Annotated in this window: 15 protein-coding genes; 9 read left to right on the top strand and 6 right to left on the bottom strand. The window is 45.2% G+C overall.

Annotation, left to right across the window (positions count from 1 at the left end; genetic code table 11):
- Positions 1-16: 16 nt before the first annotated feature.
- The 3 genes from pilB to nadC form a co-directional block, all read right to left on the bottom strand.
- Positions 17-1,702 (bottom strand): type IV-A pilus assembly ATPase PilB, encoded by a 1,686-nt coding sequence (gene pilB, locus L9Q40_RS02080; protein WP_498791794.1) that lies wholly within the window; start codon positions 1,700-1,702, stop codon positions 17-19.
- A gap of 3 nt (positions 1,703-1,705) precedes the next feature.
- A complete protein-coding gene (locus L9Q40_RS02075) occupies positions 1,706-2,170 on the bottom strand; it encodes a pilin (protein ID WP_498791793.1) in 465 nt (154 codons plus the stop codon).
- 258 nt (positions 2,171-2,428) lie between these two features.
- The gene (gene nadC / locus L9Q40_RS02070) at positions 2,429-3,316 is read right to left on the bottom strand and encodes a carboxylating nicotinate-nucleotide diphosphorylase (protein ID WP_065300184.1); all 888 of its coding nucleotides are present in this window, start codon (positions 3,314-3,316) and stop codon (positions 2,429-2,431) included.
- A 399-nt stretch (positions 3,317-3,715) separates the two neighbouring features.
- On the opposite strand from nadC, the gene ampD reads away from it, so the two are divergent.
- The 5 genes from ampD to lpdA all read left to right on the top strand — a co-directional run bounded on the left by ampD (position 3,716) and on the right by lpdA (position 11,751).
- Positions 3,716-4,261: a 1,6-anhydro-N-acetylmuramyl-L-alanine amidase AmpD gene (gene ampD, locus L9Q40_RS02065; protein WP_491843350.1), complete on the top strand. Its 546-nt coding sequence runs from the start codon at positions 3,716-3,718 to the stop codon at positions 4,259-4,261.
- Between the two features lie 409 nt (positions 4,262-4,670).
- A complete protein-coding gene (pdhR, locus tag L9Q40_RS02060; RefSeq protein WP_014232947.1) occupies positions 4,671-5,438 on the top strand; it encodes a pyruvate dehydrogenase complex transcriptional repressor PdhR in 768 nt (255 codons plus the stop codon).
- A gap of 49 nt (positions 5,439-5,487) precedes the next feature.
- Complete coding sequence (aceE, locus tag L9Q40_RS02055; protein WP_498791792.1) at positions 5,488-8,148, top strand: pyruvate dehydrogenase (acetyl-transferring), homodimeric type; 2,661 nt, start codon at positions 5,488-5,490, stop codon at positions 8,146-8,148.
- A gap of 19 nt (positions 8,149-8,167) precedes the next feature.
- Positions 8,168-10,057: a pyruvate dehydrogenase complex dihydrolipoyllysine-residue acetyltransferase gene (gene aceF, locus L9Q40_RS02050; protein WP_498791791.1), complete on the top strand. Its 1,890-nt coding sequence runs from the start codon at positions 8,168-8,170 to the stop codon at positions 10,055-10,057.
- A 266-nt stretch (positions 10,058-10,323) separates the two neighbouring features.
- Positions 10,324-11,751: a dihydrolipoyl dehydrogenase gene (lpdA, locus tag L9Q40_RS02045; protein WP_014232944.1), complete on the top strand. Its 1,428-nt coding sequence runs from the start codon at positions 10,324-10,326 to the stop codon at positions 11,749-11,751.
- Positions 11,752-11,874: 123 nt separating this feature from the next.
- Here the strand turns inward: lpdA and L9Q40_RS02040 are convergent, their stop codons facing one another.
- On the bottom strand, positions 11,875-12,489 hold the full coding sequence (locus L9Q40_RS02040; protein ID WP_020333941.1) for a LuxR/HapR/OpaR family quorum-sensing transcriptional regulator: 615 nt from the start codon (positions 12,487-12,489) through the stop codon (positions 11,875-11,877).
- Between the two features lie 317 nt (positions 12,490-12,806).
- On the opposite strand from L9Q40_RS02040, the gene hpt reads away from it, so the two are divergent.
- Positions 12,807-13,337: a hypoxanthine phosphoribosyltransferase gene (hpt, locus tag L9Q40_RS02035; protein WP_014232942.1), complete on the top strand. Its 531-nt coding sequence runs from the start codon at positions 12,807-12,809 to the stop codon at positions 13,335-13,337.
- An 88-nt stretch (positions 13,338-13,425) separates the two neighbouring features.
- On the opposite strand, the gene can is transcribed toward hpt, so the two are convergent.
- Positions 13,426-14,094, bottom strand: a complete 669-nt coding sequence (gene can / locus L9Q40_RS02030) for a carbonate dehydratase (RefSeq protein ID WP_014232941.1) — start codon at positions 14,092-14,094, stop codon at positions 13,426-13,428.
- Positions 14,095-14,373: 279 nt separating this feature from the next.
- Here can and L9Q40_RS02025 point away from each other — a divergent pair, with 279 nt between their 5' ends.
- The 3 genes from L9Q40_RS02025 (at position 14,374) to L9Q40_RS02015 (ending at position 18,042) form a co-directional block, all read left to right on the top strand.
- Entirely contained in the window at positions 14,374-16,044 is a 1,671-nt protein-coding gene (locus tag L9Q40_RS02025) for a SulP family inorganic anion transporter (protein WP_065297697.1), read from the top strand.
- Positions 16,045-16,350: 306 nt separating this feature from the next.
- Positions 16,351-17,262 (top strand): ABC transporter ATP-binding protein, encoded by a 912-nt coding sequence (locus tag L9Q40_RS02020; protein WP_498791829.1) that lies wholly within the window; start codon positions 16,351-16,353, stop codon positions 17,260-17,262.
- 9 nt (positions 17,263-17,271) lie between these two features.
- The gene (locus L9Q40_RS02015) at positions 17,272-18,042 is read left to right on the top strand and encodes an ABC transporter permease (protein ID WP_014232938.1); all 771 of its coding nucleotides are present in this window, start codon (positions 17,272-17,274) and stop codon (positions 18,040-18,042) included.
- A gap of 68 nt (positions 18,043-18,110) precedes the next feature.
- Here the strand turns inward: L9Q40_RS02015 and panC are convergent, their stop codons facing one another.
- The gene (panC, locus tag L9Q40_RS02010) at positions 18,111-19,013 is read right to left on the bottom strand and encodes a pantoate--beta-alanine ligase (protein ID WP_065297358.1); all 903 of its coding nucleotides are present in this window, start codon (positions 19,011-19,013) and stop codon (positions 18,111-18,113) included.
- Positions 19,014-19,020: the final 7 nt, after the last annotated feature.

Raw genomic sequence — 19,020 nt, 5'->3', positions numbered from 1 at the left:
CTAGTTCAAAGTGAAATTAAAAGTAGAGCACGCGCTGCAGTTCGCTAAAGCTTGTGACGCCTTGTTTAAGCTTTTCAATACCTGACATTTGTAGTGTGCTCATCCCGTTACGGATAGCGAGTTTTTCGAGTTGATTTACAGAGGCACCTTTAATCAGTGCTTCGGATAGGGTTTCATCGAAACGCATCACCTCATAGATTCCAGTTCTTCCCGAATAGCCGTGTGTACAGTGGTTACAGCCATTTGGGTTAGCTTGATAAATCTGGTCAGTTGCTTGAATGCCAATATGTTGTAATGCGGCGGTAACCTCTTGAGGCTGTTTACAGTACGGGCAAAGCTTACGGGCTAAGCGCTGGGCAATAATAAGGCTGAGCGACGAGGCGAGGTTAAAGCTTTCAACGCCCATATTCGTTAGGCGGATAACGGTTTCAGCGGCTGAATTTGTGTGGAGTGTCGAGAGGACTAAGTGCCCTGTTTGTGAGGCTTTAATTGCGATCTCTGCTGTGTCCAGATCGCGGATTTCTCCCACCATGACCACATCAGGATCTTGGCGCAGGAAAGAGCGCAGTGCCTCAGCGAACCCAAAGCCAATCTTAGGTTGAACCTGAACCTGATTAATACCGGAGAGATTGATTTCGACCGGGTCTTCAGCCGTGGAAATATTGATTTCTGGTTTATTGAGAATGCTCAGCCCCGTGTACAACGAGACGGTTTTGCCGCTGCCGGTTGGGCCGGTCATTAAAATCATGCCTTGTGGACGACGTAGAGCATCTAAGTACAGCTGCTTTTGCTGGTCACTGTAGCCTAGTTTATCGATATCCAGAGAAGCGGAGCTGCTGTCGAGCAGTCGCAATACGATTTTTTCTCCGAATAGAGTGGGTAAGGTCGACACTCGCATATCAATCGCAGTGTCTTGATTAAGCTTTAACTTTATTCGACCGTCTTGCGGCATACGCATTTCTGCAATATCAAGCTTGGACAGAATTTTGATTCGGGCTGATAAGCGTCGACTTAAATGGCTTGGCGGCTGTTGAGTCTCAATCAGAATACCGTCGCAACGGAGGCGAACTCTATACATCTTTTCATAGGGCTCAAAGTGGATATCGGATGCGCCTTTACGTACCGCATCAAGCAAAATTTGGTTGATATAGCGACTAACCGGTGATTGGTCCTGACTTAAGTCTTCGATGTTATCGATTTCATCAGCACCGACGTCAACCAAATTAGCCAATTCTTCTTGGTTGATCTCTTTTAAGCCCGATTTTTCCTGACCTAACGCACGACCGTACAAACGGCGAATCGCAGCATCAAGCTCCGAAAAATCAGCGATAACTAAGTCGACTTGTAATCCGGTAGCAAAGCGAAAATCATCTTCAGCTTGTTGGTTCGTTGGGTCGGCAATGGCGAGAGTTAACGTCGAAGGCGTTCGCTCCAGTGGCAATGCATGATGACTCGTGATCAGTTCACGCAGCCCCAATTTTTGGCACAGGGCGGTGTAATCATAGTGAGATAAGGATTCGCAGGGTAAACCAAAGGTAGAACTAAGGTGAGTCGCGAGTTCACTAGAGGCGAATATGCCAGAGTTAACTAACGCTTCCGGCATCGAAATACCGGAAGCGTTGACTTGCTCTATTAACGATTCTTCTTGGGAAGGGTTAATCAATCTTGCTTGACGAAGAATCGTTGGGAGATTGGTTAGCATGGATTAATCAGGACAGTAATCAGTCTGAGGTTTTCCGTCTGCGTACTTAGATGAGCTTGACCACTCGATACCGCTTGCAGTGTAGTTTGCTGCCATAATGTATTCCTCATCTTTTGCAATCGGCCCTTTTACTGCTTTAGCTTTAGCAATAACATTTACTCCAGATGTACCTGCAACCGCCACAATGGATATATCGTTTAAGTCTTCAATTTTAGCAGGCACTCCGTTATTAGGAGATATACAGTTTGCTTTAAAAGTAGCTGCATCGGATGCGCTTTCGTGTGCACAAAGTTCTACAGCTAATTTCATTGCGGCAGCTGCTTTAGGAAACTCTGCAAGCGTCGCTTTTTTGGTGTAGTTTTGATATGCAGGAACAGCAAATGCTGCCAAAATCCCAATAATCGCCACCACAATCATTAATTCAATCAGCGTAAAGCCTTGCTGTTTTTTCTGTTTATTTGACTTCATTTTCTCTTCCTTCTCATGAGATAGATAATGCTGTTGCATTGGCACAAGATTATGGAGAGTAAGAAGTGGTGAAAACTGGCAGGCAGCGGGTGATCGAGTCAGATAGATATCTTTAATGCTTAATTACATTTGATATGCAACGAATTGCGATTGATTTGGCTTTTTACGGATAGGAATAAAGGGCCAAAGGGCCCTTTATTTAATGTTTGATTTGTAACTTATTGAATTTTCTTGTTTAATATGGTTTTTGTTAATTGGTTATTTGAAGCGCATCGAAAGATCCATCGCTTTCAGGTGCTTGGTTAGCGCGCCGACAGAGATGTAATCTACGCCAGTTTCTGCGTATTCTGCGATAGTGTCTAAGGTGATGTTGCCAGAGTTTTCTAATGCTGCGCGACCTGCGTTGATTTCTACTGCTTCACGCATCATCTCTTTAGTAAAGTTATCCAGCATGATGATATCCGCACCGGCTTCAATCGCTTCTTTTAACTCGTCTAAGCTTTCTGTTTCTACTTCGACTGGTTTGCCAGGGTTTAACTCTTTCGCTGTTGTGATCGCTTGAGTGATGCCACCGCAGGCAATGATGTGGTTTTCTTTAATCAGGTACGCATCGAATACGCCGATACGGTGGTTGAAGCCACCGCCACAAGCGACGGCGTATTTTAGAGCGCTACGCAGACCCGGAATAGTTTTACGCGTATCTAACAGACGGCACTCGGTGTGCGCGATCTTTTCTGCGTACACGGATGTTGTGGTCGCACAACCAGAAAGCGTCTGAATAAAGTTCATCGCGTTACGCTCGCCAGTAAGCAAGTCACGAGCAGGGCCTGATAAGGTACAAAGTGTCTGGTTTGGTTCAACCTTGTCACCGTCTTGTACATACCACTCGATAGTCACTTTACCGCCCAGCTGTTTAAATACTTCATCTGCCCAAGCCTGACCGCAGAACACACCGTGCTCACGTGTAATGATCGTCGCAGTGTTAACGGCATCTGCAGGGATAAGAGATGCGGTGATATCGTTGTTGATATCCACTGTGCCGCCGAGGTCTTCTTTTAAGGTATCGGCGACGGAGCGAGTGATCTCCAGAGGAAGTTGTTGTTTCAGGTATTCCAGGCGTTCTTGGCTGTTGTGTGTGTTCTTCATCGCAAATCTAGTCTTGAAAGGGAGATGGCAACGAATGATACTCTCCGGTGTCAATAATTTCAGCAGTTAATTTAGGGTCTGTTGATCTTTTGAGCTGATTTTTGCAGCAGTTTGTGGGTTATTTATACAAGGCAGAGGCTTTGAAATGTAGTTGACCTACCTGATAAGACGATAACGCAGTAGAAAGGAGCCACAAACGCTGCCCGACGGGTTCGAGCTGGGCGCCCCCGCTAAAAGCGTTTTACTCTTTGTTGAGAGGTGTTTTGCTTAGAGTGACTAGGCTACAAACAACTAGCCGTCCGCCACTCGCCGCGATTAAAATGCTTTTGACTAGGCGTCCCCATCCGAACAAAATTTAACCGCAAAAGGTCAACAGACCCTACAACTATAGAGGTTGATATGCCCCCAATAATCGAGAATGGCTGGTTGACGCAAGCAAAGCATGTCCCGTCGCCTTTTTTTGATGCTCGTTCAGATACAAATGATATCTCTCTGCTTGTTGTGCATAACATCAGTTTGCCGCCCGGCCAGTTTGGTGGTCCTTATATAGAGGACTTTTTCTGCGGGAAATTGGACCCTAAAGCGCATCCATTTTTTGAAGTAATTCACAAAATGGGGGTTTCGGCTCATTGCTTAATAAAGAGAAATGGCGAGATTGTACAGTTTGTGTCCTTTCTCGATAGAGCATGGCATGCAGGGCAGTCAAGTTTTGCCGGACGAGCTGGATGCAATGACTATTCGATAGGTGTTGAGCTGGAAGGGACTGAGTTTGTCGCATACACAGATGAGCAATATCAGTCACTTGCGGGTTTATCTCAAGCGATTATGTCGCAATACCCTAACATTACCCCTCAACGAATTACTGGCCACCAGTACATCGCCCCGCTAAGAAAAAGTGACCCTGGCTTAAGTTTTGACTGGGTCAAGTATCGACGACTGATTTGAAATTAAGTTGTGATAAATATGTAAATTATAAAAGCTAGAATCAATAAGGCATGGTTTCAACCATGCCTTTTTGTATACAAAAAATAATTACTTTTGTTGAAAATTAACTACATTTTTGTGTGTACAGCGAGGGAAGTGGCCGATATTTGCCCTGATCTTTTTGTCATTTTATGCTTTTACTTTCAAAATGCTCAGCACGTCATTTCCCCACTTGTTTTGTTATTGTAATTGGTAAGACCAATTTTATTGCTGTTTTAACCGTCAATTGTTATCAGAGTGTTTTTGCTAGGCCCGTTCTATGATTTAGGTCAATTTTTGGCTGGACAGTGACGTTTTAATTATGTTAATTTCTGCACCAACTTAAAATTGGTATTACCAATTACCTGCAAGAGTAGAAGAATAATAAATTATGGCTTATCAAAGGATTCGTCAGCCAAAGCTCTCTGATGTTATTGAACAAGAGTTAGAAAGGTTGATTGTGGAAGGAACATTGTCTCCGGGGCAGCAGTTGCCACCAGAGCGCGAACTGGCAAAACAGTTTGATGTTTCTCGTCCGTCGATCCGTGAGGCAATTCAACGCCTTGAAGCTAAGCGTCTTCTTACTCGCCGTCAGGGTGGTGGCACTTTTGTTAGTGAGAACATCTGGAAAAGTTTTTCCGATCCTCTGCTAAATTTATTGTCTAGTCACTCTGAAACTCAGCTGGATTTACTGGAAACGCGCCACGCGATGGAAGGTATTGCAGCTTACTTTGCAGCCGTTCGTGGTACCGAAGAAGATTTTGCTCGAATTCAAGCCTGTCTTGAACGAATCAGCCAAGCGCAATCCAATGATGACGTTGCAGCTGAATCGGCGGAAGTAATGCAGTTCTTAATTGCTTTAACGGAAGCGGCTCACAACGTAGTACTACTGCATATTGTGCGCAGCCTGGCACCTTTGCTTGAGCAAAATATTCTACAGAATTTTAAATTATTGCATCGCCGCCCTGAGGCGGTCGAGAAAGTAAGTAAACACCGAGCTAACATCGTGGATGCGATTGTATCTGGTCAGCCAGAAAAGGCGCGTGAGATGTCACATTCACACTTAGCTTATATTGAAGAAACATTGTTGGATTTGACCAGAGAAGAGTCTCGTCGTGAACGCTCTTTACGTCGAATGCAACAGGGCAATGACTCTTAAAGACGATTTGCTTGTTTTATAGATCCAACCAACAGAAGGATAGATCGCCATGTCTGATATGAAGCATGACGTAGATGCACTGGAAACTCAAGAATGGCTACAAGCACTTGAGTCAGTTGTACGTGAAGAAGGCGTAGAGCGTGCTCAGTTCCTACTTGAGCAAGTTCTAGATAAAGCACGTCTAGACGGTGTTGACATGCCAACTGGAATCACCACGAACTACATCAACACGATTCCAGCAGATCAAGAACCAGCTTACCCAGGTGACACAACACTTGAGCGTCGTATTCGTTCCATCATTCGCTGGAACGCAATCATGATCGTTCTACGTGCATCGAAGAAAGACCTAGAACTAGGCGGCCACATGGCGTCTTTCCAGTCTTCTGCTGCATTCTACGAAACATGTTTCAACCATTTCTTCCGTGCTCCAAACGAGAAGGATGGTGGCGACCTAGTTTACTACCAAGGTCACATTTCTCCAGGTATCTACTCTCGTGCATTCGTTGAAGGCCGTCTAACTGAAGAGCAGCTAGACAACTTCCGTCAAGAAGTAGATGGTAAAGGTATCCCATCATACCCGCACCCTAAACTAATGCCTGAATTCTGGCAGTTCCCAACCGTATCTATGGGTCTAGGTCCGATCTCTGCGATCTACCAAGCTCGTTTCCTTAAGTACCTTGAAGGCCGCGGCATGAAAGATACTTCTGAGCAGCGCGTTTACGCGTTCCTAGGTGACGGTGAGATGGATGAGCCAGAATCACGTGGTGCTATCTCTTTCGCTGCGCGTGAGAAGCTAGACAACCTATGTTTCCTAATCAACTGTAACCTTCAGCGTCTAGACGGCCCTGTAATGGGTAACGGTAAGATCATTCAAGAACTTGAAGGTCTGTTCAAAGGTGCTGGCTGGAACGTAGTTAAAGTAATCTGGGGTAACAACTGGGATTCTCTACTAGCTAAAGATACAACTGGTAAGCTTCTACAGCTTATGAACGAAACAATCGATGGCGATTACCAAACGTTCAAAGCGAAAGACGGTGCATACGTACGTGAGCACTTCTTCGGTAAGTACCCAGAAACAGCTGCACTAGTTGCTGATATGACTGATGACGAAATCTTCGCACTTAAGCGTGGTGGTCACGAGTCTTCTAAGCTATACGCTGCATACAAAAACGCGGCAGACACTAAAGGCCGTCCAACGGTTATCCTAGCTAAGACTGTTAAAGGTTACGGCATGGGTGAAGCGGCTGAAGGTAAGAACATCGCGCACCAAGTTAAGAAGATGGACATGACTCACGTTCTACACCTACGTGATCGTCTAGGTCTACAAGATCTTCTAACTGACGAAGCAGTGAAAGAGCTTCCGTACCTGAAACTTGAAGAAGGTTCAAAAGAGTACGAATACCTACACGCTCGTCGTAAAGCGCTACACGGTTACACGCCTCAGCGTCTACCGAACTTCACTCTAGAACTGATCGTTCCTGAACTAGAAGAATTCAAGCCTCTACTAGAAGAGCAGAAGCGTGACATCTCTTCTACTATGGCATTCGTACGTTCACTGAACGTTCTGCTTAAGAACAAGAACATTGGTAAGAACATCGTTCCTATCATTGCTGACGAAGCACGTACATTCGGTATGGAAGGTCTATTCCGTCAAATCGGTATTTACAACCCGCACGGCCAGACTTACACACCAGAAGACCGTGGCGTTGTTTCTTACTACAAAGAAGCGACTTCAGGTCAGGTTCTACAAGAAGGTATCAACGAGCTAGGTGCTATGTCTTCATGGGTTGCAGCAGCAACTTCATACTCGACAAACGACCTACCAATGATTCCGTTCTACATCTACTACTCTATGTTCGGTTTCCAACGTGTTGGCGACATGGCGTGGATGGCTGGTGACCAACAAGCACGTGGTTTCCTACTAGGTGCAACTGCTGGTCGTACTACACTGAACGGTGAAGGTCTGCAGCACGAAGATGGTCACTCGCACATCATGGCGGGTACAGTTCCTAACTGTATCTCTTACGATCCGACATTCGCTTACGAAGTAGCGGTAATCATGCAAGACGGTATCCGTCGCATGTACGGTGAGCAAGAGAACGTGTTCTACTACCTAACGCTAATGAACGAGAACTACGCAATGCCAGCAATGCCAGAAGGCGCTGAAGAAGGCATTCGTAAGGGTATCTACAAGCTAGAAACTTACACTGGTTCTAAAGGTAAAGTTCAGCTAATGAGCTCTGGTACTATCATGAACGAAGTACGTAAAGCAGCTCAAATCCTTAGCGATGAGTACGGTGTTGCATCTGACGTTTACTCTGTAACGTCATTCAACGAAGTAACTCGCGACGGTCAAGCGGCAGAGCGTTACAACATGCTACACCCAGAAGCGGAAGCGCAAGTACCATACATCCAAACAGTAATGGGTACTGAGCCAGCTATCGCAGCAACTGACTACATGAAGAACTACGCAGAGCAGGTTCGTGCATTCATCCCTGCTGAATCTTTCAAAGTTCTTGGTACTGATGGCTTCGGTCGCTCAGACAGCCGTGAAAACCTACGTCGTCACTTCGAAGTGAACGCAGGTTACGTAGTAGTAGCAGCGCTAACTGAACTAGCGAAACGTGGCGAAGTTGAGAAATCTGTAATTGCTGAAGCAATTAAGAAATTCGACATCGACACTGAAAAAACAAACCCGCTATACGCTTAATTAAGAAGGTAGATAAGAAATGGCAATCGAAATTAATGTACCAGACATCGGTGCGGATGAGGTTGAAGTTACTGAGATTCTTGTAAGCGTTGGCGACAAGGTTGAAGAAGAGCAGTCTCTGATCACTGTTGAAGGCGATAAAGCTTCTATGGAAGTTCCTGCTTCTCAAGCGGGTATCGTTAAAGAAATCAAAGTTGCGGAAGGCGACAAGGTTTCTACTGGTTCTCTAATCATGATTTTCGAAGCCGAGGGTGCAGCTGCTGCTGCACCTGCTCCTGCGGCGGAAGCAGCTCCAGCAGCAGCTCCAGCTCCAGCAGCAGCGGCAGAACTGAAAGAAGTTCACGTACCAGATATCGGTGGTGACGAAGTTGAAGTTACTGAAATCATGGTAGCAATCGGCGACAGCATCGAAGAAGAGCAATCTCTGATCACTGTAGAAGGCGACAAAGCATCTATGGAAGTTCCTGCACCATTCGCAGGTACGCTTAAAGAGATCAAAGTAGCAGCAGGCGATAAAGTATCGACTGGCTCTCTAATCATGGTATTCGAAGTAGCAGGTTCAGGCGCTCCAGCAGCAGCTCCTGCGGCAGTAGAAGCACCAGCGGCAGCAGCTCCAGCAGCATCTGCGGCAAAAGAAGTTAACGTTCCAGATATCGGTGGCGACGAAGTAGAAGTTACTGAAATCATGGTTGGAGTTGGCGATACAGTGGAAGAAGAGCAATCTCTAATCACTGTAGAAGGCGACAAAGCTTCTATGGAAGTTCCTGCACCATTCGCTGGTACTGTTAAAGAAATCAAGATTGCAGCTGGCGACAAAGTGTCTACTGGCTCACTAATCATGGTATTCGAAGTAGCGGGCGCAGCTCCAGCTCCTGCAGCGGCTCCAGCTCAAGCGGCAGCACCTGCAGCAGCGGCTCCTAAAGCAGATGCTCCAGCGGCAGCAGCTCCAGCAGCAACAGGCGATTTCAAAGAGAACGACGAGTACGCTCACGCGTCTCCAGTTGTTCGTCGTCTAGCTCGTGAGTTCGGCGTAAACCTTTCTAAGGTTAAAGGTTCTGGTCGTAAGAGCCGTATCCTGAAAGAAGACGTTCAGAACTACGTGAAAGAAGCGCTTAAGCGTCTTGAGTCTGGTGCAGCAGCATCTGGCAAAGGTGACGGTGCAGCTCTTGGTCTACTACCATGGCCAAAAGTGGACTTCAGCAAGTTCGGTGAGACAGAAGTTCAACCTCTATCTCGCATTAAGAAGATCTCTGGTGCTAACCTACACCGTAACTGGGTAATGATCCCGCACGTTACACAGTGGGATAACGCAGACATCACGGCTCTTGAAGCATTCCGTAAAGAGCAAAACGCGATTGAAGCGAAGAAAGACACTGGCATGAAGATCACTCCACTCGTGTTCATCATGAAAGCAGTTGCTAAAGCACTTGAAGCGTTCCCTGCGTTCAACTCTTCTCTATCAGAAGACGGTGAGAGCCTAATCCTGAAGAAATACGTGAACGTTGGTATCGCAGTAGATACGCCAAACGGTCTGGTTGTTCCTGTATTTAAAGACGTGAACAAGAAAGGCATCTACGAGCTATCTGAAGAGCTAATGGCTGTTTCTAAGAAAGCTCGTGCTGGTAAGCTGACTGCGGCTGACATGCAAGGTGGCTGTTTCACTATCTCTAGCCTTGGCGGCATCGGCGGTACTGCGTTTACTCCAATCGTGAACGCGCCAGAAGTGGGTATCCTAGGTGTATCTAAGTCAGAGATGAAACCGGTATGGAACGGTAAAGAGTTCGAACCGCGTCTACAACTTCCACTGTCTCTATCATACGACCACCGTGTGATCGATGGTGCGGAAGGTGCGCGTTTCATCACTTACCTAAACTCATGTCTATCTGACATTCGTCGTCTAGTTCTTTAATAGAAGTTAGATGTATGAGAGGCGGCAATTTAGCCGCCTCTGCTAATAATAATTACTGAACAATTTGGTTATCGCCCTTATTCACTATGGGGTTTTCACAATCGAATTGTTGTCTAGCTCACAGGCTAAATTGATTTACTTTTCACGCCATTAACATCTCTGTAAACTGTTAGCGGTCTGAAAGTCACTGTTTAAAAAATCTTACTTAAACAAAAAGAATCAAAAATCACTCAGCCTGTTAGGGATAATGACTACAAGAGGTCAAAATGAGCAAAGAAATTAAAGCCCAAGTTGTTGTACTTGGTTCTGGTCCTGCTGGTTACTCTGCAGCATTCCGTTGTGCGGATTTAGGTCTTGAAACTGTACTAGTTGAACGTTACAGCACTCTTGGCGGTGTGTGTCTGAACGTGGGTTGTATCCCATCTAAAGCACTTCTTCACGTTTCTAAAGTAATTGAAGAAGCAAAAGCAATGGCTGATCACGGCGTTGTATTTGGCGAACCGCAAACTGACATCAACAAAATCCGCATCTGGAAAGAAAAAGTTGTTAACCAACTTACTGGCGGCCTAGGTGGCATGGCTAAGATGCGTAACGTAACTGTTGTTAACGGTTACGGTAAGTTTACTGGTCCTAACTCTATCCTTGTAGAAGGTGAAGGCGAGTCAACTGTTGTTAACTTCGACAACGCAATCGTTGCTGCTGGTTCTCGTCCAATCAAACTGCCATTTATCCCGCATGAAGACCCACGTATTTGGGATTCTACTGACGCTCTTGAACTAAAAGAAGTGCCAGAAAAACTACTTATCATGGGTGGTGGTATCATCGGTCTGGAAATGGGTACGGTTTACCACTCTCTAGGTTCTAAAGTTGAAGTTGTTGAGATGTTTGATCAGGTAATCCCTGCAGCAGACAAAGATATCGTTAAGGTTTACACCAAGCGTATCAAAGACAAGTTCAAGCTAATGCTAGAAACGAAAGTAACAGCAGTTGAAGCGAAAGAAGACGGTATCTACGTTTCAATGGAAGGCAAGAAAGCACCTGCTGAAGCAGAGCGCTACGATGCTGTTCTTGTTGCTATCGGTCGTGTACCAAACGGCAAACTGATCGACGGTGAAAAAGCGGGTCTAGAAATCGACGAGCGCGGCTTCATCAACGTTGATAAGCAAATGCGTACTAACGTTCCTCACATCTTCGCGATCGGTGATATCGTTGGTCAACCAATGCTTGCTCATAAAGGCGTGCATGAAGGTCACGTAGCTGCTGAAGTTATCTCTGGTAAGAAGCACTACTTTGACCCTAAAGTTATCCCTTCAATCGCGTACACTGAGCCAGAAGTGGCTTGGGTTGGTAAGACTGAGAAAGAAGCGAAAGACGAAGGCATCAAGTACGAAGTGGCAACATTCCCATGGGCTGCATCAGGTCGTGCGATCGCATCTGACTGTTCAGACGGTATGACTAAGTTAATCTTCGACAAAGAAACTCACCGCGTAATCGGTGGTGCTATCGTTGGTACTAACGGTGGTGAACTACTTGGCGAAATCGGTCTTGCGATCGAGATGGGTTGTGATGCAGAAGATATCGCTCTGACTATCCACGCTCACCCAACTCTACACGAGTCTGTTGGTCTAGCTGCTGAAGTATTTGAAGGTTCTATCACTGACCTTCCAAACAAAAAAGCAGTTAAGAAGAAGTAAGTTTCTTTACTGATTAAATAATAAAAACCGCTGAACATTCAGCGGTTTTTTGTTTTTAACAGCTAAGTTTCAAATACAAAAAAGCCTGGCAGAAGCCAGGCTTTATGATTTTTGGTGTAGACCTTACTGATTGCGATCGTAAATACAAAGCATATCAAGGTATGAACTTACGAGGTTTTTCAGCTCATCTTCACCCTTAAAACGGTTTGCTTGTACAAACAGTGAGTAGCAAATGCCGTGGAACAAGTTAGTCAAATGTTCTGGTTGATGCGTGTTGCAGATTTCACCACGCTCAATTGCTTTGATAAACATGTTCTGTACCAACAGCTGGTTGGTGCGGTTGGTTGACACGAATAGTGGCCAAACTTCGTCGCGTGTCGATGCGCTCCACTCAAACCATACTTTCAGCCAGTGGCAATCTTGATTGACTAACTCAATCATTGCGCTGGTGATGTTGGCAATATTGTCACGAGCGTGTAGGTCTAAATCGATGTTATCTGAAAGGAAGTTCGAGAACTGACGTACTACGTGGTTCAGCACTTCATCAACGAGATCTTCGCGAGTTGGGAAGTAGTTAAAAACGGTAGCAACAGAAACCTGAGCGATTTCAGCGATATCCGCATGACCACCACGGCCAATACCGCGACGCGCAAATACTTCCAACGCGATTTCCATGAGTTGTTGTTTACGCTTAATAGGGGAAAGCCTAGTACGGGCTCTCTTTGCAATTGAGTCCATTATATTTACCTTGCCATTTTCGTTGAATGGGGGGAAAACCCCCTAATTGATTATTTTAATAATTGCTTAAAGCAAGTGATGAGTGTAATGGTGCATATACTCAAGGTCAACATTTGTTGTGTAATTTGTAGACAGTAATGCCCTGATTGTTGATGCTTTTCGTCATAATATGGTGAAAATACGGTTACGCTCCCAAGAAAATCGGGAAAGGGTTGTGGCTTTCAACACAATGAACGTGGTGATACACTACGCGCCGTAAGATTAGGTGATCGTTTGCGCGCGATTGACCTTAACCCACCAAATAAATTGAGCAGAGTATGAAACATACAGTAGAAGTCATGATTTCTGAGGAAGTCGTTCAGGATCGAGTTCGTGAAATAGGCAAGCAAATTACTGAGCGTTACCAAGGTAGCGAAGATCTGGTTTTGGTTGGCTTATTGCGTGGTTCATTTGTTTTTATGGCCGACTTAGCCCGTGCCATTGATCTGACTCATCAAGTCGATTTCATGACGGCTTCAAGTTACGGCAATACGATGGAAAGCTCACGTGATGTTCGTATCCTGAAAGATCTGGATGACGATATCAAAGGCAAAGATGTGTTGCTTGTTGAAGACATTATCGATACCGGTAATACGCTGAACAAGATTCGTGAGATCCTGTCGCTGCGTGAGCCAAAATCTATCGCAATCTGTACCTTGTTGGATAAACCATCTCGCCGTGAAGTGAACGTGCCAGTTGACTGGATTGGCTTTGAAATTCCGGATGAGTTTGTGGTTGGTGTAGGTATTGATTACGCTCAGAAATACCGTCACTTACCATTTATCGGTAAAGTTGTGCCTCAAGAATAAGCACAAGTCCATTATCGGATTATAAAAAATCAGATAGAAAAAACGCCCATTTCGAAATGGGCGTTTTTTGTTTAATCAACTTGTCGTATTAGCGACACAGCAGCTTGTTCTCGGAGTTTAAAATCGTCGACAAGGCTGTTTTGTACGACTCTTCAACGGTTTCTTTAGAGTTAGAGCGAATACCCAGATACTCTAAACGACCGTCTTCAATACCATAAACAAAGCCGTGAATCTCAACGTCTTGTCCGCGCTCCCATGCATTTTGCATGATGGTTGAATTACCCAAGTTATAAACTTGTTCGGCAACGTTAAGTTCACCTAGTTTATCGGCACGATCTTCCAGAGGCATTTGATCCAGATAGGTGCGATGTTTGAAGTAAATATCACGAATGTGCAATAACCAGTTATTGATCAAACCGAGTTGCGGATTATCAATTGCAGCGTTAACACCGCCACAACCGTAGTGACCACATACGATAATGTGTTTTACTTTGAGAACGTCAACGGCATATTGAACAACAGAAAGGCAGTTTAGGTCTGTGTGGATGACTTGGTTTGCAACATTACGGTGAACAAATAACTCTCCTGAGTAAAGGCCGGTTAATCGTTCTGCTGGTACGCGGCTGTCTGAACAACCAATCCATAGAAAATCGGGTTTCTGGCCCTCTGCGAGCTTAGCGAAATATTCAGGGCGATCAGACTTAATTTCTTCTGACCATTTTGAATTATTCTCAAATAATTGTTTAATTTCCGGCATCTTGCAAATAACTTCCCTTAAATGACAAAAGCACTGATAGCTCTGCTATTCAAATATAGCAAGCGATCAGAATTTCAACTATACACAATGTTACAATTTCGATCCCGTTAAATATTCGTCAGACAGGACTCATCTGACGTGTTCTTACCAATAAATTCGTACAATTGAGCTCGTTTATTTATCTCCCTTCAAAGCCCATGAAATAGTTATGGTTTAAGGGAGAATGTCACTGGTTACAGTGATGAGTTTGGTTTGATATTAATGCAAGGGAATTAAGTGTTGTTCGGGAATCGATTTGAGGATATCAATTTCAAAGGGGACATCTTTGGTGGTGTCACTACGGCAATTATCTCGCTGCCTTTGGCTTTAGCATTTGGTGTCGCTTCAGGAGCTGGCGCAGAAGCTGGCTTATGGGGTGCGATCATGGTGGGTTTGTTTGCTTCTCTGTTTGGTGGTTCTAATACGCTGATATCAGAACCGACCGGGCCGATGACCGTCATTATGACCGCTGTATTGACTAGCATGATGGTGAAATATCCGGAAACAGGGATGGCGATGACGTTTACTGTCGTCATGATGGCTGGTGCATTTCAGATTTTGCTAGGGACACTTAAGCTGGGTAAATACGTTACCTTAATGCCTTACAGTGTGATTTCCGGCTTTATGTCTGGCATTGGTGTCATACTGATTATCCTGCAATTATCTCCTCTGCTGGGACATGCAGCGCCTTCAGGTGGGGTGCTAGGGACACTATCCGCATTACCAGAGACTATCTCTAACCTGAAGTTTAGTGAGCTGTTTTTGGGCTTGCTGACGCTAGGTATTCTGTTTTTCTTCCCCAAGCAATATCGCAAGTATGTCCCTGCTCAGCTGGTGGCACTGGTTGCTGTAACCTTATTGTCGGTGATGCTGTTTGATACGGATGACATTCGCCGTATTGGTGAAATCCCAGCAGGCCTGCCTTCGTTGGTGGCACCACACATTAATCCAGACATGTTTGTTGAGATGGTTATCGATGCGCTGGTCCTGGGTACCCTTGGCTGCATCGATACACTACTGACGGCGGTTATCGGTGACTCGCTTACGCGTAAAGAACATGATTCTGATAAAGAACTGCGTGGTCAGGGCTTAGCAAATATGATTTCCGGATTGTTTGGTGCGCTACCGGGTGCGGGGGCGACGATGGGAACCGTGACCAACATTCAGGTTGGTGCGCGCTCACCGTTATCTGGTGTGGTACGTGCGCTGATGCTGGCATTAGTCGTATTGGTTGCGGGCGGGCTGACCGAGCCAATTCCAATGGCGGTACTGGCTGGTATTGCGGTGTATGTCGGATTTAATATTCTCGACTGGAGCTTTATTCAACGTGCTCACAAGGTCAGTTTTTCGGGTATGGCGGTGATGTACGGGGTGATGCTACTGACCGTATTCGTCGATTTGATTGTTGCGGTCGGGCTTGGGGTGTTTATCTCCAACATCATTATTATCGAACGCCTGAGTCGTGAGCAGGCTCGCCAAGTTAAAGCCATTAGTGATGCCGATGAAGATGATGTGCCTCTAACAGACAGTGAAAGAGGACTATTGGATCGAGCCAACGGCACGGTTCTGTTCTTCTACCTTTCCGGGCCAATGATCTTTAGCGTATCAAAAGCGATTTCTCGTCAGCACTCAAGTATTGCCGATTATGAAGTGATGATTCTGGATCTCACGGATGTACCAATGATTGATGTGACCGTGGGGTTAGCACTGGAAAACGCGATAAAAGATGCGCTGGATGCGAATTGTGAAGTGTATCTGTTGTGCCCAAATCAACATACGCGTGAACAACTAGAAAAGTTCCACGTGATCGATCTGGTTCCTGCTGCCAACATTTATCGATTCCGCTATGAAGCTTTGAACGCCGCAGTTGCGCATGTTGAGGAAGCACAATACCAACGCATTACTGCGTAATTCACCCAGTTTCTATTTTCAGCTCTGCCAAGCCTTTTGGCAGAGCTCGTTATCTTACCGTCTGTTCCAGACCTCATTTCCCTCTGTTATCGACTCTCCAACGCTCAGAAAACCATTAATTTACTGTGGATAACACGTACAAGTTTATCGAAAGGTTTAATTGTAATCATCGTTATTCAACGATAAACTAATAATCCTTCACTGCAATACCGAAAGATGTTTCTGGGGCATCGGCTCTTAATCGTTCAAATACACTCACTTGGTATCAGCAATCACGAATTACAACAGACGGCAATCAACTACGCTATGTACGCATTAGAAATCGAACAGCTACGTAAAACGTACGCAGGCGGCTTTGAGGCGTTAAAAGGCATCAGTCTACAAGTTAAACAAGGTGACTTTTACGCGCTTCTCGGCCCAAATGGGGCAGGGAAATCAACCACAATCGGTATTATCGCTTCGCTTGTCAACAAAACTTCTGGAACCACCAAAGTTTTTGGTTATGACATCGACACCGACCTTGAATTAGCGAAACAAAATTTAGGTCTGGTTCCTCAGGAGTTCAACTTCAACCAATTTGAATCGGTTGAGCAAATCGTTATTCAACAAGCAGGGTATTACGGCGTACCAAAAGCGGTTGCAAAAGAGCGTGCACAGAAGTACCTGACTCAACTTGACCTTTGGGACAAGCGTGCAGAGGCCGCTCGTAATCTATCAGGCGGTATGAAGCGTCGACTAATGATAGCCCGAGCGCTAATGCATGAACCAAAATTACTGATCCTGGATGAGCCAACGGCTGGCGTGGATATCGAATTGCGCCGCTCAATGTGGGAATTCCTTAAAAAGATTAACGCTCAAGGTATCACGATTATTCTGACCACTCACTACCTTGAAGAAGCGGAAATGCTTTGTCGAAACATCGGTATTATTAATCGCGGTGAGCTGATCGAGAACACTACGATGAAAGGCTTGTTGTCTAAACTGCAAGTCGAGACGTTTGTCCTGGACGTTGAGAATGAAAGCTGTCTTCAGCCTCTTGATGGCGTCATTTCTCAAACATTGAGAGAAGGCTCTCTAGAAATTGAGCTTGAGAAGTCGGAAGGCTTGAACCATGTGTTTACTCAGTTAACTGAGCAAGGTGTAAGAGTACTGTCGATGCGTAATAAGGCTAACCGCTTGGAAGAGTTGTTTGTCCGTATTGTTCGCGAGCAGAGTTAAGGAAACGATATGTATCATATTTATTGGACAGCTTTTGTCAGTTTGCTGGGTAAAGAGATCAATCGCTTTACGCGTATTTGGGTACAAACCTTAGTTCCGCCAGTGATTACCATGTGCTTGTATTTCATTATCTTTGGTAATCTTATTGGTTCGCGTATCGGTCAGATGAACGGATTTAGTTATATGGAATACATTGTTCCTGGCTTAATCATGATGTCGGTCATTACCAATTCATACTCGAACGTCGCTTCATCATTTTTCAGTGCAAAAATGCAGAAAAACATCGAAGAATTGCTTGTGGCTCCGGTGCCTAACTATGTCATTATCGCGGGTTATGTCATGGGTGGGGTTACCCGAGGCTTGTTGGTTGGCACCTTTGTCACATTCGTCTCGCTATTCTTTGTTGATTTGAATGTGGATCATTGGGGAATTATATTCCTGACCGTATTTATGACTTCGGTTGTTTTTGCGTTAGGTGGATTAATCAACGCTGTATTTGCTAAGACGTTTGATGATATTTCTATTGTCCCTACGTTTGTCCTGACGCCATTAACCTACTTAGGTGGGGTTTTCTATTCGATCAGCCTGTTACCAGAGTTTTGGCAGGGCGTGTCAAAAATCAATCCGATCGTCTATATGGTCAACGCTTTCCGTTATGGATTTTTGGGCGTATCGGATGTGGGCATCGTGACATCTTTTAGTGTACTAGGGGTTTTTGTTGTATTGCTGTATGCAGTGGCGCATTACTTAGTAACCAAAGGTAAAGGTTTACGCACCTAAACTTTACCGATGAAGTGACAACAAAAAAGGTCGACTCGAAGTCGACCTTTTGTTTTTACTTTTGCTTGCTAGGCATCATTTGACTTGCCATCGCTTGATTCTGAATTATCTTTAGCTTCAATAACCATATCGACGGTTTGATTGTCGATCAGGCGAACATTACCTAAAAATGCTGACATCAGAATAACGGCTTGTGCTGTGTCTGCTGTTATCACATCTAAGGTGCGAGCATCACGGATAAATATTTCATCCGGATGTAACCCCGCAGCTCTGAGCTGATCACTTGCATCTTCAATGATTGAAGCGTAATCATCACGCCCGCCACGCATTGCACTGCTAATCCAACGCATGGTACGTGCAAGCACTGGTGCACGCTGACGTTGATCAAGCGTAAGTAGACCATTGCGAGAGCTCATCGCAAGCCCGTCCATTTCACGAACGGTCGGTACGCCTACGATTTCAATATCCATTGCCAGGTCATCAACCATCTTGCGAATAACAGCAAGTTGCTGGAAGTCTTTTTCGCCAAAACAAGCCAGATCTGGTTGGACAATATTAAATAACTTATTGACGATAGTCGTCACGCCGCGGAAGTGACCCGGACGAGAGGCACCTTCTAAAGTGGTCGAAAGACCAGGTACATCGACAAAAGTCTGCTTATCTAATCCTTCTGGGTAGATAATCTCCGGTGTTGGAGTGAACACTAGCTCAACCCCTTCAGCGGAGAGCTTGCTGAGGTCTTCATCCAATGTTCGCGGGTAGTTACTTAAATCGTCGGCACGTTCAAACTGCATCGGGTTAACAAAGATGCTTACGACAACCACATCAGCGTATTCGCGAGCTTTACGAACAAGTGTTAAATGACCGTCATGAAGATTGCCCATGGTTGGGACAAACGCGATTTTACGTCCTTCACGCTTATAGGTTTTTACCTGTTCACGAACCGCTGAAATTTCCGCAAAAGTTTGCATTCACTTA

Source organism: Allocatenococcus thiocycli (assembly GCF_921292965.1).
GTDB lineage: Bacteria > Pseudomonadota > Gammaproteobacteria > Enterobacterales > Vibrionaceae > Vibrio > Vibrio natriegens.
Note: the sequence above shows the minus strand (reverse complement) of the source record. Positions and strands in the feature narration are given on the sequence as shown.

What these genes read in the sequence shown, in the direction of transcription:
- pilB (WP_498791794.1), bottom strand. Translation starts at nt 1,702, where the DNA reads ATGCTAACCAATCTCCCAACGATTCTTCGTCAAGCAAGATTGATTAAC.
- L9Q40_RS02075 (WP_498791793.1), bottom strand. Translation starts at nt 2,170, where the DNA reads ATGAAGTCAAATAAACAGAAAAAACAGCAAGGCTTTACGCTGATTGAA.
- nadC (WP_065300184.1), bottom strand. Translation starts at nt 3,316, where the DNA reads ATGAAGAACACACACAACAGCCAAGAACGCCTGGAATACCTGAAACAA.
- ampD (WP_491843350.1), top strand. Translation starts at nt 3,716, where the DNA reads ATGCCCCCAATAATCGAGAATGGCTGGTTGACGCAAGCAAAGCATGTC.
- pdhR (WP_014232947.1), top strand. Translation starts at nt 4,671, where the DNA reads ATGGCTTATCAAAGGATTCGTCAGCCAAAGCTCTCTGATGTTATTGAA.
- aceE (WP_498791792.1), top strand. Translation starts at nt 5,488, where the DNA reads ATGTCTGATATGAAGCATGACGTAGATGCACTGGAAACTCAAGAATGG.
- aceF (WP_498791791.1), top strand. Translation starts at nt 8,168, where the DNA reads ATGGCAATCGAAATTAATGTACCAGACATCGGTGCGGATGAGGTTGAA.
- lpdA (WP_014232944.1), top strand. Translation starts at nt 10,324, where the DNA reads ATGAGCAAAGAAATTAAAGCCCAAGTTGTTGTACTTGGTTCTGGTCCT.
- L9Q40_RS02040 (WP_020333941.1), bottom strand. Translation starts at nt 12,489, where the DNA reads ATGGACTCAATTGCAAAGAGAGCCCGTACTAGGCTTTCCCCTATTAAG.
- hpt (WP_014232942.1), top strand. Translation starts at nt 12,807, where the DNA reads ATGAAACATACAGTAGAAGTCATGATTTCTGAGGAAGTCGTTCAGGAT.
- can (WP_014232941.1), bottom strand. Translation starts at nt 14,094, where the DNA reads ATGCCGGAAATTAAACAATTATTTGAGAATAATTCAAAATGGTCAGAA.
- L9Q40_RS02020 (WP_498791829.1), top strand. Translation starts at nt 16,351, where the DNA reads ATGTACGCATTAGAAATCGAACAGCTACGTAAAACGTACGCAGGCGGC.
- L9Q40_RS02015 (WP_014232938.1), top strand. Translation starts at nt 17,272, where the DNA reads ATGTATCATATTTATTGGACAGCTTTTGTCAGTTTGCTGGGTAAAGAG.
- panC (WP_065297358.1), bottom strand. Translation starts at nt 19,013, where the DNA reads ATGCAAACTTTTGCGGAAATTTCAGCGGTTCGTGAACAGGTAAAAACC.